2 protein-coding genes are annotated in these 17,843 nt (G+C 63.9%); one reads left to right on the forward strand and one right to left on the reverse strand.

The features are described from left to right. Positions 1-4: 4 nt before the first annotated feature. Positions 5-415, reverse strand: a complete 411-nt coding sequence (locus G6N27_RS00720) for a hypothetical protein (RefSeq protein WP_163774428.1) — start codon at positions 413-415, stop codon at positions 5-7. Positions 416-623: 208 nt separating this feature from the next. Here G6N27_RS00720 and G6N27_RS00760 point away from each other — a divergent pair, with 208 nt between their 5' ends. Continuing rightward, positions 624-17,843 (forward strand): BTAD domain-containing putative transcriptional regulator, encoded by a 17,220-nt coding sequence (locus G6N27_RS00760; protein ID WP_197746535.1) that lies wholly within the window; start codon positions 624-626, stop codon positions 17,841-17,843.

Here is a 17,843-nt window from a genome sequence, read left to right on the forward strand (position 1 = left end):
CCGACTAGGGCGCCGGCGCCAGGTGCAACTGGTTGGTCTCCTGGTAGCCCTTGGGGTTACCGCAGGCGTCGACGTTGTTGGTGATCTGAACCGTCCCGTCGAGGGTGTTCGCGTCCCACGAGTAGACGAAATGGATGGCTTTGGGGATGTCGCCGCCTTGCTCACAGGACACGCCGCCGTGGCCGTCGAGTGTCCACTTGCCGTCGACCAGATGCGCCTGCCCCAGGTGCTGGATCTGCGCACACCCGTCGCCGCACGGGGTGAAGTACCAGTCGCTGTTGACCTGGTGACCGTCGGGGTACGTCTCGGTCTCGATGTAGTGACCGTTCAACGGGTCCCCGGACGCCGGAGCCGCTAGTCCGAGAGCGACACCGGCGAACATCGCGCCAGCGGCCAAGCCGCGTGCGATCGTCATCATCCGCTTCCTTTCGTGAAGCTGGTCAGTGCATCGGGGCACTGTTGGTGGGTACAACAGGAGGCTTTCAGTTCGTGCGCCCTTTGGCAAAGTTCTACTCGGTGAACGCACGGTTACGAATCGGTGGGCGGGGCGGAACCTTTACTCGATCTTGACCGTCTGTTGAATAGCCTCCCTGACGATATGGGACGTGACTACTCTTCACATCGTGGAGCTGGGGGTTTTGGGACCTCTTCAGGTCCGGCGGGATGGTGCGCCGGTCTCGATTCCGGGCGCCAAACCACGCGCAGTCCTGACGATGCTCGGGCTGCACGGCGGTTCTGTGGTATCCGCCGACACCCTCTTTGAGTTGCTCTGGGGCGAAGATCCGCCCCGCACTGCCGCGAAGGCGTTACAGACCCACATCTCCTCGCTGCGCCGTGCGCTGGGCGACGGCGTCGTCGTGACGGAGGGAGCGGGCTGGGCCCTCGCCGAGTGCGATGTCGACGCTGCGCGGTACAGATCCGCGGCCCGCCATGGGCGCGATGCCGCTGCCGCCGGCGACATCAGCCAAGCAGTGGCTCACTTCGAGGAGGCACTCGCCCTCTGGCGCGGTATCCCCGAACTGCCGGACGGTCGGCCGGGCACATCGGAGAAGACGCGCTGGAACGAAGGCCATGCCGCGTTGATCGAGGATCGGGCCGACGCGCTGCTCGCGACGGGCCGTGCCGCGGAAATCATCGGTGAACTCGAGACGGCGGTGTCCGAGGCGCCCCTGCGGGAAAGACGATGGGCTCAACTGATGCTCGCGCTCTACCGCGCCGGGCGGCAAGGTGAAGCCCTGGCCGCTTTCAAACGGGCGCGCACGGTGCTGGCCGACGAATTGGGGATCGATCCTGGGCCAGAGCTCCGCAAGCTCGAGACCGCGATCGTCGCACAGGACTCGGCGCTGGACATCGTTGTCGCACAACAACTTCCGTCCGTCATGCGCGCGGTGACTTTTCTGCTCACCGACATCGAGGGGTCCACCGCCACATGGGAGGCCGACGCCGACGCCATGGCGGTGGCGCTGGCCCGACACGACGAACTCGCCGAACAGGTCGTCACCTCACGCGGAGGACGGCTGATCAAGACACGCGGCGAGGGCGATGCCACGTTCTCGGTCTTCGAGCGACCGTCGGCGGCAGCAGCGGCCGCTATGGAGCTGCAAGACGCGATCACCCACGAGCAGTGGGGCCTTCGGGCGCCGATGCGGATCCGGATCGCGCTGCACACCGGAGAGGTCGAGCTCCGCGACGGCGATTACTTCGGTAGGGCGGTGAACCGGGCTGCGCGGCTGCGGTCGTTGGCAGTGGGTGGCCAGATCCTGTGCTCGGGCGCGACCGCCGAACTCGTCATCGACTCGTTGCCCGACGACGTCGTGCTCGCCGACCTCGGGATGCGTCAGCTCAAAAACCTGGCCCGCCCCGAGCACGTCTTCGAGCTGCGGCTGGAAACCGCAGACGACGATCGGCCGGAGGAGGTGAGCGAGTCGCCCTTGGAGCGGCCCGGCCTCCCGGCAGTGCTGACCGGCTCCGGCCCATTCGTCGGACGTGGCCGCGAACTCGACGGACTCGTGTCCGCGTGGCAGACCGCGCTGGCCGGCGGTGCGCATGCCGTGCTGATCGCCGGCGAACCCGGGGTGGGCAAGACACGCTTGGCCGGCGAGTGGTCGCAGCAGGCTTACCAGCAAGGAGCGGTCGTGTTGTATGGCCGCTGCGATGAGGATCTCGGCGCGCCGTACCAGCCGTTCACCGAAGCGCTCCGCTCGCTCGTGCCCTGCCTCGGCAGCAGCCGGCTTCGGGCGACGCGCGGCGTGGAAGCACTACTCCCACTGGTCCCCGCGCTGACCGACGTCCTACCCGATGTGGCCGCGCCGACCCGGGCGGACCCGGATACCGAACGTTACGCACTGTTCGACGCCGTGGTTGCGCTATTGGAAACGGCTTCCGCGGCATCGCCCATTGTCCTTGTACTCGACGACCTGCACTGGGCAGCCAAGCCGACACTGCTTCTGTTGCGACACTTCCTGCGCTTCGGCGATCACGCCCGGGTGCAGATCGTCGGCACCTACCGCAGTACCGATCTGGACCGGTCCCACCCCCTGGCCGCGATGCTCGCCGACCTTCACCGCGACGGCACATCCAACCGGATCAATCTCAGTGGTCTCAATGAGGATGACGTCAGCGCGTACGTAGCCAAGGCCGGCTACGACGACGAAGAGCTCGGTCGCGCATTGGCATCCGTGACGGGCGGCAACCCCTTCTTTCTCATCGAGGCTCTGCGCCACGTCGACGAAAGCGGGGGCTCGTGGGATCCGAGCACGCTGCCTCAGGGTGTCCGAGAGGCTGTGAGCCGCAGGCTGTCTCGGCTTCCGGTGGAGACGAACAAAGCCCTTGCCGCGGCCGCCGTCGTTGGCAACCGGTTCGCACTCGAGTTCGTGGAGCAGGTGACCGACCAAGATCTCGTCGACGCGTTCGACGAGGCGTGCAAGGCCGGGATCATCCTCGAAGAGCCCGGTGGCCGCTACCGGTTCAACCACGCCCTCGTTCGACAGTCGCTGCTTGCCGAGCTGCCCTCGGTGCGACGCATGCGGCTGCATCAACGCATCGCCGCAACACTGGAGACCCAGCCCGGCGCCGACGACGAGCTGCTGGCCGAACTGGCGCATCACTACTTCGAATGTGCATGGGCGGGTAACGCGGCCAAGGCCGTTGAGTATTCTCGGCGCGCCGCAGATCAAGCGATGGCCCGGCTGGGCTACGAAGGCGCCGCGGACCTCTACGACCAAGCCCTGCACGCCTTGGAGGAGATCGACGACGACCTGCCCGACCGCGACGATCAGGCCGCCGAGCTACTCGTCGCGCGTTGCGAGGCTCTGCTTGCCGCGGGTGATGTGACGTCAGCGGTAGGTGCAGTCGCCCAATTGCAGTCGGCGACAATGCATTCCGGGCGGCTGGCAGCATGGGCAACGTGTTTCGACGGCCAGTTGTCGATGCTGATCCATCCCGAGCGATTGGACGAGGCTGAAACCGCACTGAGCGCTGCCGCCAACAAGCTGGCCGAATTAGACGACGCCGCAGGCGAAGCCAAAGCCCATACCGTTCGGGCCTCGTGCCTGGCCCGCCTCGGGAGGATCGGCGATTGCGAGGTCGCGCTCGACGACGCCCTCACCGCGGCGCGGCGGGCGCGTGATCATCGCCGGGTCAACGCGGTACTGGCCGGCGCGCCACTCGCTGCGTTGTGGGGCCCGAATCCGGTGCCACGTGCGGGCGGGCGGTGTCTTGACGTGGTGCGGCTGCTGCGGATTACGACGGACTCGCCGGCGGTCGAAGCGACGTCGACGCGATGCCAGGCCGTGTTGGAGGCGTTCCGCGGCCGCGATGCGGCAGCCCGACGGATGATCGACTCCGCACGGCGCACGGTCACCGAACTCGGTCTGCGCCATGCCCTTCTGGAAGTCGAGCAGTTCGCCGGCATCGTGGAGCTCGTCTTGGCCGATCCGGCCACGGCCGAGCCGCACCTGCGTAAGGCTTACAAAGGTTTTCGTCGCATGGGTCTGGACGCCGACACCGCCGAGACTGCCGCGCTACTCGGTCGCGCCTGCGTGGCGCTCGACCGGGACGCCGAAGCCGACGAATTATGCACGGAGAGTGAGCGTCTCGCAGGCCATGCGTTGAAGCCGTCGATCGCCTGGCGCACGCTTCGTTCTCAGTTGCTCTCGCGCAGTGGTAATCATGAAGAGGCTCGGCGAGTCGCGCAGGCTGCCATCGCTCTGGCCGAACGCACCGACGGCTTGGTCGATCACGGTGACGCCTGTCAGTCATTGGCAACAGTGCTGGCCGCTGCCGGAGATTCCGCGGGCGCGCGAGCCGCCGCCGAACGCGCGGCCAACCTGTACGAGCGGAAAGGTGCTGCGGCGCTGGCCGATAGGGCGCGATCCATGCTCGACGAGCGTGTCGTTTCGCCTCCCTCGACGCCGCCCGAAGCGCCGAGCATCGAGCTGGACAACGAGGCCCTGCGAGTGGGCGAACGCGTGATGGATGCTATTCACCGTCAGGCCTGGGATGAGGTCGAGGAGCTGTTCGCACCCGGGGCCTCGATCGAGAGCCGCCGAAAGGTCGTCGGTCTCACAATGCCATCCGACGCGGCGCGACTCGGAGTAAGGCGTGAGCTCGAGGCGGGCACGGCGCGTATCCACCACGTGATGGTCGCGGCTCGAGGAGAGCGGCTGGCTCTCTCTCGACTGATAACGAGCAGCGCCGACGTAGACCCTGGGGCGCCCTACGACGAGCTACTCCAGCTTTACGCCATAGACGATGATGGTCGAGTCGCGTTGCAGATCTGGTTCGACGTCGAAGACATCGACGCCGCGATTGCCGAATTAGACGCCCTCCACGCTCGATTCGAAGGAGAACGCCCACCAGCGCGACGTTTCGAGAATGCCGCGAGCCGAGCCGACGAGCGAGTCAACGAGCTCTTCGCAGACCGTCGCTGGGACGAGATCGACGCGCTGCTGGCCGACGACGTTCGGGTCGACGACCGGAGGCGAGGACTCCACCGCGAGGGCGCTGACCACGCCACCGAGCTTGCCAACGCGCGTGCGATCGCGGACGTCGGAGTCAAGAACATGACGTCACGGGTTCTTGCGATTCGCGGGCAGCGCCTCGTGCTCACTCGTACCGTGTTTTCGGGTCGAGACCAGCGGCCGGACGCGTTTCGCACCGAGATGCTCCGCATCGCGGAAATCGGCACCGACGAGCGGATCGTGGCGTTGGTTGCTTTCGACCTCGACGACTTCGACTCTGCCATAAGAGAACTCGACGCCCGATACCTCGTCGGCGAAGCGGCCGGCTACGAGCACACATGGTCGATCGTCGCGGGTGCTTATGCCGCGTTCAACCGGCGCGAGCTCCTCGCCACGACGCCCGATTGGGTGAGCATCGACCACCGTCGCGGAGCGGCGTTCGCGGACGGCGACATGATCGCGTACATCCATGCGGCGTGGGACGACTCGCCCGACACCGAGATCTACGTCGGGGAGGTGCATCGGCTCAACAAGGTCGGAGCGGTCGTCACCCACCTGGCACGAGGGATCTCACAAGAAGACTTCGATGCCGAGTGGCGCGATGTCAACGTGCTTGCTGTCGAAGGCGATATGGTCAGCCGCTCCGAATTGTTCAACGAGGGAGACCTCGACGCCGCGATCGCGACGTTCGACGAGCTGAGCCCGCCGGCACCGCGGCTGGAAAGCGCAGCAAGCCAAGCGGTCGAGCGCTACTTGGCGCACTTCGCAGCCCGCGACTGGGATGCGCTCGCGGAGGTACTGGCCAAAGACGTTGCTATCGATGATCGCCGGCGAGTTGTAAACGCAGGCGCCCGACACGGTCGAGATGCCGAGATCGCAAATCTGCGGGCGACCGCTGACGCCGGATTCATGCACATAACGTCCGTCGTGATCGCAGCCCGTGGGCAGCGCCTCATTCTCACGCGCAGCGCGGGCCACGATCGCGGGTCCGAGGAGTTCCTGTCGGATGCGCTGGCCGTCGTCGAAATCAGCTCGCACAATCAGATTGCGGCGATCGTCATTTTCGACCTCGAAGACTTCGACGCCGCCATCGCCGAGCTCGATGCCCGATTCGTCGCCGGTGAAGCGGCCGCCTACGCGCACACGTGGTCGGTCATCGCGCGCGGTCACGCCGCGCTCAACAGGCACGAGGTACCGCCCACCACGCCGGACTGCGTGAGCATCGACCACCGCCGGGGGGCAGCGTTCGCGCCCGGTGACCTGATCGAATACTTCCGCGCAGGGTGGGAACTCGGCCAAGACATCCGAACCTACGTCGAGGTTGTGCATCGCCTCAGCGAGCTTGGAGCGGTCTGTACCCATGCAGGACATGGCGTTTCGCACGAGGGCTTCGACGCGGAGTGGCACGGGGTCGACCTCTTGACGGTCGAAGGCGACATGGTCAATCGCTGCGAAGCATTCGACGATGCGGACCTCGACTCGGCGCTTGCCCGTTTTGACGAACTGCACCCGCGGGAGCGACGGCTGGAAAACGCAGCGAGCCAGGTGGCTAAGCGCTACCTGGCGCATTTCGCGGCCCGCGACTGGGATGAGCTGGCGAAAGTACTTGCCGACGACATCTCGAACGACGATCGGCGGCGGGTCGTAAACGCGGGGATCCGACACGGCCGGGATGCCGAGCTTGCGAGCCTCCGGGCGTACGCGGACGTCGGGGTCATGCATATGGGGTCCGTCTCCATGGCAGCCCGGGGGGCACGCCTCGCACTTGTGCGCGCCTCGGGCGCCGGTGGCGAATCCCGGGAATTCTTCAACGAGCTGCTGGCCGTTGTCGAAATCAACTCTCACGACCAAATCTCTGCGATCGTCGTGTTCGACCGTGACGACTTCGAAGCCGCTGTCGCGGAGCTTGATTCGCGATTCCTCGCTGGCGAAGGGGCTGCCAACGCGCAAACGTGGTCGGTGATCTCTGGCAGCTACGCGGCGATCAATCGGCACGAGCCACCGTTGACGACGCCGGATTGTGTCAACATCGACCGCCGGCGGGAGATCGCGATGGGGGTCGGTGACCTGATCGCATCGATCGGCGCCGGGCCAGACCCGAATCAAGACAGCAAGGTGTATGTCGAGGCCGTGCATCGGCTGGCCGAACGCGGAGCAGTCGTCACCTATGCGGCATATGAGACCTCGCAAGGGGGATTTGACGCCGAGTGGCGTGGAATCGCGGTTCTCACGGTCGACGGCGAACTGGTCAATCGCACTGAGGTATTCGATGAGGCCGATCTCGACGCCGCGATCGCTAGCTTCGACCAGCTCAGCCGGCCAGCACTGCGGCTGGAAAACACCGCAAGCCGGGCAAATGCGCGCCTCATTGCACACGTCAGCGCGCGCGAATGGGACGCTGCCGCTTCGATTCTGGCCGACGATCATTACAGCGACGATCGAAGGCGGATCACCGGCGCCGGAACCCGTCGCGGCCGGGATGCCGATATTGAGAACTTTCGGGTGGTCGCTGATCTCGGGGCGAACATCGCGGTTGAGGTCATCGCGACTCGCGGGAGCCGCCTAGTGCTCACTCGTAACCACGTCGAACTCGGTGATAAGCAGCAACCGTTTCTCGCTGAGTTCTTTGGCGTCGTTGAGACCGACCTTGATGGCCGTATCGCTGCTGTCGTTGAGCTCGACCTCGAAGATTTCGATGCCGCTATCGCGGAGCTCGATGCCCGATACCTTGCCGGTGAAGCGGCAGCCCATGCACGAACGTGGTCGGCAGTCAAGGATTCCTACGACGCATTGAACCGGCATGAAATCCCTGCCACAACTGGGGACTTTGCGAATATTGACCACCGCAGGGTGACACCGTTCGCACCCGGTGAGGTTAAGGCCTACGCCCGCGCCTCCTGGGATCAAATGCCGGACGCCAGTTATCGCATCGAAACCGTCCACAGGTTGAGCGATCGCGGGGCAATCGTCACCCACGCCATTCGTGGCACCTCGCAAGATGGCTTTGAGGCGGAGTGGCGCGAGATCCACCTCATAGCGGTTCAAGGCGACCTGTGTAACCGGAGCGAGCTATTCGACGAGGGAGACCTCGATGCCGCGCTCGCGAGATTCGACGAACTCAGCCGCTCGGTACCGGGTCTGGAGAACACCGCAACGCGTGTATTTAAGCGCCTTTACTCGCACGTTGCTGCCGGCGAGTGGCACGCCGTGACTCAAATGACGGCCGAGAACGTCTCGGTCGACGATCGCCGGCGAGTAGTGAACGCCGGGATACTGCATGGTCGGGATGCCAACATCAAAGACGCTCAGGCAACCGTTGGTGTCGGTTTCACGATGACGATGTTGGACGTGCTGGCGGCTCGGGGCGAACGCATCGCCCTCACAGGAATTCGCGTATCGGGCCGTGACCCCCAGGCGATTCAGAACGATGCCCTTCAAATCATGGAGATCGATGCCGAGGAGCGAATCGCGCGTGTCGTAGTGTTCGACCTCGAGGACTTTGACGCGGCCATCGCGGAGCTCGATGCGCGCTACCTGGCCGGTGAAGCGATGGTTCACGCGCACACGTGGTCAGTCATCAGCGGTGTCTTCACTGCGCTGAGCCGACGCGAGCTGCCCTCAACAACAACCGATTTCGTCGACATCGATCACCGCAAGGGAACAGCTTTTGCGGCCGGTGAGCTGATGGAATATTTGCGTGCTGGCTGGGACGTCCATCAAGAAGTCAGACCCTACGTCGAGGCCGTGCATCGGCTTAGCAACTTGGGAGCGGTCGTCACTCATTCAGCGCGGTTGACCTCGCGAGAGGGCTTCGAGGCTGAGTGGCGGACGATCGACATCATGACGGTCGATGGCGACCTGATCGACCGCGCTGAACTCTTCGACGAGGCAGACCTCGACGCGGCGCTGGCAAAGTTCGAGGACCTCACCCAGCCGAAGCCACGACTGGAAAACGCGGCAAGCCATGTGACGGAACACTTTGCGGTGCACCTGAGGGCACGCGACTGGGACGCCATGGCGGAGCTGCTGGCCGATGACTTCTGCAGTGACGATCGCCGTGGAGTGGTCGGCGCGGGAATCCAGCACGGTCGGGACGCACACATGGCGGACATGCGAACAATCGTGGACCTTTGGATCACGAACGTTTCGTCGACCATCATCGCGACCCGCGGGGAACGCCTTGTCCTCATGCGTACCCACTTCTCGGGCAGCGACCAAGGTCCCGGGGCGTTCGTCACTGAGGTCTTCGGCCTCGTCGAGATTGACACCGACGAGCGGATCGTCGCGATCGTCTCATTCGACGTCGACCACATCGATGCCGCCATCGCGGAGCTCGACGCCCGCTATCTCGCTGGCGAAGCGGCAGTGTATGCGCGCACGTGGTCGGTCGTCGCAGGAGCTTACGCCGCGTTCAACCGGCACGAACTTCCCGCAGCGGACTGGGTCACAGTCGACAACCGACGAGCAACCCCGTTCTCGTCCAGCACAATGACCGCATCCCTACGTGCCATGTGGGACCTGACGCCAGATCTCAGCATCCATATCGAGACGGTGCATCGGCTCAACACTTTCGGCGCGGTCATAACCCACACCGGATCGGGGACTTCGCCCGAAGGCTTCGATGCCGAGTGGCGGGCGATCGACATCTTGACGGTCGATGGTGAGCGGATCACCCGGTGCGAAATCTTCGACGACGACGACGACTTTGAGGCCGCGCTCGCGCGATTCGATGAACTCAGCCGGACGACTTTGCAGCTAAGAAACGCTGCGACCCGAGCTTACGAGCGCATGCAGGCACAGTTCGCGGCCCGCGATTGGGACGGCTTGGCCGGAGCGTTGGCTGACGACGTTTTCCGCGACGACCGCCGGCGCCTGGTGGGCGCGGAACTCCGAACGGGCCGCGACGCCGTGGTCGCTGAATTCTCGGCGCTCGCCGAGATCGGCGTCAAGCGAATGACTTTCGACACTGTTGCGGTGCGGGGCGGCCGGCTCCTCCTCAGTCGCTCGCGCGCATTGGGCCGCGACCCGCGAGCCGACGCATTCCGCACCGACGTCCTGAGCATCCTCGACCTCGATGCCGACGAGCGGATCGCGGCGATCCTCACCTTCGACCCCGACGACCTCGACGCCGCAATCACGGAGCTCGATGCCCGTTATCTCGCCGGCGAAGCAGCACCGTACTCAACAGTGTGGTCAGCCGTCATCCAGGGTTACATGGCACTCAACCGGCATGAGCTACCCCTCATGACGCCGGATGTGGTCACTATCGACCACCGGCGAGGCCGGGGGTTCGCGCCTGGCGATCTGTCGGCGTACCTCGACGCCTCGTGGGAGCTCATGCCAGAGTCGACGCTGTACATCGCTGATGTGAACCGGCTGAACGACATCGGCGCCGTCGTCACCCACGTGGTGCACGGGAGTACGGCAGAAGGCTTCGAAGCCGTGTGGCGGGAGATCACCGTCCTCAAGGCAGCGGGCGATCGGATGAGTCGCTGCGAAATGTTCGACGAGGAAGACTTCGACGCTGCCATCGCGGCTTTCAATGAGTTCGGCCCGCCCGCACGGCGGCTGGAAAACACGGCAAGCCAAGTGGATAAGCGCTTTCAGGCGTGCTTCGGCGCCCAAGACTGGGACGTAATGGCCGAAATGCTGTCCGCCGGATTCTCCATTGAAGATCGGCGTCGAGTCGTGAACGCAGGGAACCTGCATGGTCGAGATGCCGAACTCGGCGTGCATGCGTACGCCGCTGCCGGAACCCAGAATGTGGAATCAACGGTCATTGCGACACGCGGACAGCGCGTCACACTAAATCATTACCGATTCTCAGGAGGCGATCAAAGCCCCGACGCGTTCAGTGTCGAGATGCTCGCGGTCGTCGAGATCGATGCCGACGAGCGGATGGCGGCGGTCGTCGTGTTCGATGCCGACGACCTCGACGCTGCCCTCGAGGAACTTGAAAACCGCTATCTCGCTGGCGAAGCGGCCGCTCATGCCCGCACGTGGACGGTGATCGCGAAATCGTTCGCCTCGATTGGTCGTCAGGAGCTTCCGGCCATAAGCCCAGGAACAGCATTTGTTGACCACCGCCGTTCGGCGGCGTTTGGGGCCACCGACCTTTCCGCGTATGTCCGTGCCGGGTGGGACCCGGGGCAAAACATCCGACCTCACGTCCAGGCTGTGCACCGGTTGACCGACCTCGGCGCGGTGTACAGCTATGCGGCGCATGGTATTTCACACGAAGGCTTCGACGCCGCATGGCAGGGGGTCGGTCTCACGACGGTTGATGGCGACATTGTCAACCGTTGCGAGTTCTTCGACGAGGACGACCTGGCAGCCGCGCTTGCCACGTTCGATCAGCTCGGCCGGCCGGCGCCGCTGTTGGCGAACACGGCAACCCGGACGGTGGACCGCGTGAACGCGTACTTCGCCGCACGTGACTGGGCGGCGTTGGGAACAATGATGGCCAACGACGTCGTCGACGAAGATCGCCGCCGCATTGCGAACGCCGGCATCCGACAGGGTCGCGACGCGATAGTCGGAGGCGTGCAGACGGCCGCCGGACTAGGCGCACAGCACATTACATCGACCGCTATTGCGATCCGCGGAGATCGCTTGGCGCTCTGTCGTCTTCGCTACTCAGGGCGAGATCAGGGACCCGAGGCGTTTTACGCAGAGGCCCTCGGCGTTGTCGAGGTCGACGGCGACGAGAGGGTAGTAGCTCATGTCGGGTTCGACCTCGAAGATATAGATGCTGCCCTCGAGGAACTTGAAAACCGCTATCTCGCTGGGCAAGCGGCAGCTCATGCCCACACCTGGTCGCTCATCGCAGGGGGCAATGCTGCGGCCAACCGGAACGAGACATTACCGATGACGCCGGACGCTTCGATGATCGACCACCGGCTACGCACGACATTGGACGCCGATGGTTTGAACGCGTACGTTCGCGCCTCGCGGGACCTGACACCGGACCTCTACACGTTGATCGAGTCTGTCCATCGGCTGAGCGACTTTGGAGTGGTCGTTACGCACGCGTCGCGCGGGACTTCGCAAGACGACTTTGAAGCCGAGTGGCGGCAGATCACGCTGTTCACGGTCGAAGGCGATTTATGCAACCGCTGCGAAATCTTCGACGAAGCAGACCTCGACGCCGCGCTTGCACGATTTGATGAACTCGATCGCACGGCGCGGACGCTGGAAAATGCGGCAAGCCAAGTGGCCAAGAGTTTCCTGGCGCATTTCGCGGCCGGCGACTGGGATGCGATGGCGGAGATCCTGGCCGACGACTTCTTCAACGACGATCGCCGCCAGGTGGTGAGCGGCGAAGTCCTACACGGGCGAGACGCCCAGATGGCGAACATGCGGGCAATCGCCGAACTTCTCTCCACAGACGTCACGTCGACCGTCATCGCGACCCGCGCCGCGCGCCTCGCCCTCGTGCGCCTCGGTTTCTCGGACCGCAGCCACGCTCCGAATGCTTTTCAGATCGAGGTGCTGGGCGTAGTTGGGATCGATACCGAGGACCGAATCGCAGCCTTCGTCGTATTCGACGTCGACGACATCCACGCCGCTTTTGCGGAGTTGGATGCTCGCTACCTCGCCGGAGAAGCCTCCGCTCACGCGCAGACGTGGTCGGCCATCTCGCAGATGTGTGCCGCGATTAACAGACGCGAGGTGTTCGCGACGACTGACGAGTTTGTCGACATCGACCATCGGTCCCTTGCCGCGGTCGGGTCAGGTGACCTAAAGGCATACATTGGTGCGGCGTTGAGCGACGGCGATTACCGAATCCATATCGAGTCCGTACAGCTGCTAAGCGATCTCGGCGCAGTCGTCGGCCTTGTGTCGAACGGGACGTCCCAAGGCGGTTTCGAGGGCGAGTGGCGCATGACCGACATCTTCATGGTCGAGGGCGATGTCATCAGCCGCTGCGAGATTTACGACGACGCGGACCTTGACGCCGCGCTTGCCCGCTTTGAGGAGCTACAGCCGCAGGCGCCACGGCTGGAGCATCCAGTGCAGGAGCGGTTCCTGGCGCACTTCGCGGCGCGTGACTGGGATGCGATGGGGCAGGACTTCGCCGATGATTATTACTGCGACGATCGACGTCGGGTCGTGAATGCCGGGGTTCGACACGGTCGAGATGCAGCGTTCGAAGACCTGCGCGTGGCCGCCGACATCGGCTTGATCACGAACATCACGTCGGAAATCATTGCGACCCGGGGCGAACGCCTATTCCTGGGTCGGACCAGATGGTTGGGGCCAGATCAGCGGCCGGAGGACTTCAACACCGAGATAGTTAACGTCATTGAGATCGACGCAGAGGAGAGGATCGCAGCGCAGGTCCTGTTCGACTCTAACGACATTGGCTCTGCCGTCGAAGAACTCGATGCCCGGTACCTCGCCGGCGAAGCAGCCGGCCACCATAAGATCTGGTCCCTCATCGCGCACGCCTTCGCCGCGATCAACCGACACGAACTCCCCGAGCTGACGTCGAACTGGGTCAACATCGACCATCGACGCGGAGCGGCGTTCGCAACTGGCGACATGACCGCCTACATCCGCGACTTGTGGGAGGACGCGCCGGATATCCACGTCTACGTTGAGGCGGTGCATTGCCTCACCGACTTCGGGGCCGTCGTCAGCCAGGCGGCACATGGGACTTCGCGACACGGCTTCGAGGCCGAATGGCGGGAGAATGCAATTTTCACTTTCGACGGCGATCTGCTCAGCCGTTGTGAACTCTTCGACGAGAAAGATCTCGACGCCGCGCTCGCGCGTTTCGAGGAACTGCGTCCGCGCACAGTGCAATTGGAAAACGCAGCAACCCGCACGGTTGAGCAATTTTTTGCCCATTTTGCGGTCTGCGACTGGGATGCGATGGCCGAACTGCTCGCCGACGACGTTTCCGCAGACGATCGCCGTCCGGTCGTCAACGCCGGGATCCGACGCGGTCGAGATGCCGAGATGGCGAACTGGCGTGCAACCAAAGACCTCTGGACCATCAGTGTGAGGTCGGCCGTTGCAACCCGCGGAGAGCGCCTCGCACTGGTTCGTTTCGTCTTCACAAACAAGGATGATGGGCCTGAGGCGTTTTCCGTTGCGGCGCTTGCCGTTGTCGGGATCAACGACAGCAACCGAATCTCCGAAATCGTCGTGATCGAAGCGGACGACGCTGACGGCGCATTCGCGGAGCTCGACGTCCGATACCTCGCTGGCGAGGCGGCCGTCCACGCGCGCACCTGGTCGGTTATTACGCGGGCCTTCGCCGGGCTCAATCAGCACCAACTACCGTCGACGACGCCGGGTTGGGTCAACATCGACCATCGGTCGACGCAACGTGTCGAGGCGGATGACCTAACTGCGCTCATCCGTGCGACGTGGGAGGTCGTGCCGCACGGCCGCGTCTACATCGAAGCCGTGCACCGCCTCAATGACGTCGGCTTAGCTATCACCTACATTGCGCGTGGGACGTCGCAAGCGGGCTTTGATGCCGAGTGGCGGGCGGTCAACATTTCGACCGTCGACGGCGACATGATTAGCCGCAGCGAGATATTCGATGAAGCAGACCTCGACGCCGCGCTCGCGCGCTTCGACGAATTACACCCGCCGACGCCGCGGCTGGAAAACGCTGCAACTCAAGTGGATCAACGATTCTGGAGCCACTTCCTAGCCCGCAACTGGGATGCCATGGAGCAGCTGCTCGCCGACGACATTTCCACTGAAGATCGCCGTCGGGTCATGAATGCCGGCGTCCGACACGGTCGAGCTGGCTACATGGCGGAGATGCGAGCCGTCGCCGAATTGGGGACTGAGAACATCGCGGCGACCGTCGTGGCGATCCGGGGAGCGCGCCTCGCCCTAATTCGTATCCGCGGCTCTAACAACGCAGCTGGGGTTGGTGAACTCAGCGTCGAAGTGCTCAATATCGTTGAACTCGACGCCGAAAACCGGATCGCGGCGAAGGTTGGGTTTGACGTCGACAAGATCGACGCCGCCTTCGCAGAACTAGACGCTCGATACATTGCCGGCGAGGCCCGCGCCCACGCGCGCACCTGGTCGGTGATCTCGCGATTCAACGACGCGTTCAACCGGCACGAAATACCCGCAACGGACTGGGTCACTGTCGACCACCGGCGACTCATAAAGGCCGACGCGAGTGATCAATCCGCATTAGTCCGCGAACTTTGGAACGCCACGCCAGACCTCAGAATCAACATCGAAACGGTGCATCGACTCAGCGATTTCGGCGGCGTCGTTACCCGTGAGTTGCAAGGAACCACGCGGGAGGGATTCTACGCCGAGTGGCGGATGATTCAACTCCTGACCGTCGAAGGCGACCGGATAAGCCGCTCTGAGCTATTCGATGAAACAGACCTCGACGCCGCGCTCGCTCGCTTCGGTGAGTTGCACCCGCAAGCGCGACCAGTGGAAAACGCGGCAAGCCGAGTGTACGAACGGTTCCAAGCGCATTTCGCCACCAGAGACTGGCACGCGATCGCGGACATGCTGACCGCCGACCTTTACAGCGACGATCGCCGCTTTGTCGTGGGCGGCGGCATCAGACCCGGTCGGGATGCATTGATCGAAGACTTGCGGGCAGTCGCCGACGTCGACATCACGAATGCGACAGCAGATGTCTTAGCCACCCGCGGAGGTCGTCTCGCCCTCCTCCGTGCCCAATTCTCGCGCGGCCATGCCGAACCCGACCCGTTTCACGTCGACTTCCTACAGCTCGTCGAGATCAACGCCGAAGATCGGATCACAGCCTTCATAGCGTTCGACGCCAACGATATCGACGCCGCGTTCGCAGAACTCGACGCTCGCTATCTCGCCGGCGAAGCGGCCCCACATGCGCACACGTGGACGGCCATCGCGCAGGTCCAAGCCGCGTATAACCGACACGAACTCCCCCCGACGACGGCGGACTTAGTGAACATCGATCATCGTCGGGGAATAGCGTTCGCGACCGGCGACACGATCCCCTGGCTGCGCGCTACCTATGACGTCGCGCCGAACGTCAAGGGGCACCTCGAAGCTGTCCACCGGTTGGGCAACCTTGGGGTGGTCGTCACTGAAGTAGTCACTGGCACCTCACAGGCCGGCTTCGCCTTCGAATGGCGCGAGGTGGCCGTGTTCGTATTTGAAGGCGACAAGATCTGCCGCTTCGAGCTTTTCGACGAAACAGACCTCGACGCCGCGCTCGCCCGCTTCGACGAATTGCACTCACACCCAACGCGACTGGAGAACGCCGCAAGCCAAGTCGCCGATCGCTATTGGAAATACTTCGGCGCGCGCGACTGGGCCGCGTTGGCTGAGACAATGGCCGAGGACGTTGACTCCAGCGATCGCCGTCGGGTGATCAACGCCGGTGACTTACGCGGTCGTGCTGCCCATTTGGCGAATATGCGAGCAGTAGCCGAGGTCGGATTCGAGGGCCTTACGTCAACCGTGATCGCGACACGTGGACAACACCTCACAGTTATTCGCATTCGTTCCTCGGTGCGGGGCTCGGCATCAAGTGAGGTCACCGCTGAGATGCTCAGCATGATCGAGATCGACGCCGATAACCGGCTCACTGTCGCAGTAATATTTGATCCAGACGATATCGATGCGGCCTTCGAGGAACTCGATGCCCGCTACCTCGCCGGTGAAGCCGCCGCTCACGCGCGCACGTGGATGGCCGTAACTCAGGTCCAAGCCGCATACAACCGGCATGAAGCCCTTCCGACGACGGAGGGCGTGGTCAACATCGATCATCGGCGCGGTAGAGCGTTCGTGCCCGGCGACGTGGCGCCATACTTGAGTGCTACCTATGACGTGGCCCCAAACGTCACGGGTTACATCGAAGCGGTGCACCGGCTGAGCAACCTGGGGGTGGTCGTCACAGCGATAATCACCGGGACTTCACGGGAGGGCTTCGGTTTCGAATGGCGGGAGATCGCCCTGTTCGTATTCGAAGGCGACAAGATCTGCCGGTTCGAGGTCTTCGACGAGTCAGACCTCGACACGGCGCTTGCCCGCTTTGACGAATTGCACTCGCAACCAACGCGACTGGAAAACGCGGCGAGCCGACTAGGTGAACGACAGCTAGCGCATTTCGCGGCCCGTGACTGGGCCGCAATGGTGGAGTTACTGGCCGACGACACCTATACCGACGATCGCCGTCGGGTCGTGAACGCCGGAAACCAACACGGGCGGGACGTCGACATTGCAACCATGCGAGCCCTCGCCGATCTCGGGGTCGCACATATTGTGTCGACAGTCATTGCGACCCGCGGCGAGCGCCTCGCCCTCACTCTTTCGCGCATGTCGGGCCGAGACCAGCGGCCCGATGCCTTCTACACCGAGGCGCTCAGCATCCTCGAGATCGACGCCGACAACCGTGGCACGGCCAAGGTCGTGTTCGACCCAGACGACATCGACGCCGCCATCGCGGAACTCGATGCCCGCTACCTCGCCGGTGAAGCCGCCGCCCACGCCGACGCGTGGTCGGCCATCGTGCGGGCGTACACCGCGGTGAACCGACACGAGTTGCCGCCGACGACGCCCGACTGGGTAAACATCGACCACCGACGAGGTCGAGCGTTCGCGCCGGGTGATTTGGAGGCTTACCTTCAGGCCACCTGGGATCTCGCACCGAATGTCAACGTGTATGTCGAAGCGGTGCATCGATTGAGCGACCTCGGGGGGCTCGTTACCCACTGCGCGCACGGGTCGTCGCGCGAGGGTGTCGACGCCGAGTGGCGGGAAGTCATACTCCTCACGTTCGACGCCGGCAGGATCAACCACTTCGAGGTGTTCGACGAGGCACAGCTAGATGTCGCGCTGAAGCGGATCGACGAGCTCGAACGGCTCTCGAACCCGCGTACAGGCGCCGTCTAG

Origin of the sequence: Mycobacterium cookii (genome assembly GCF_010727945.1) — a bacterium.
In the GTDB taxonomy this organism is placed as follows: domain Bacteria; phylum Actinomycetota; class Actinomycetes; order Mycobacteriales; family Mycobacteriaceae; genus Mycobacterium; species Mycobacterium cookii.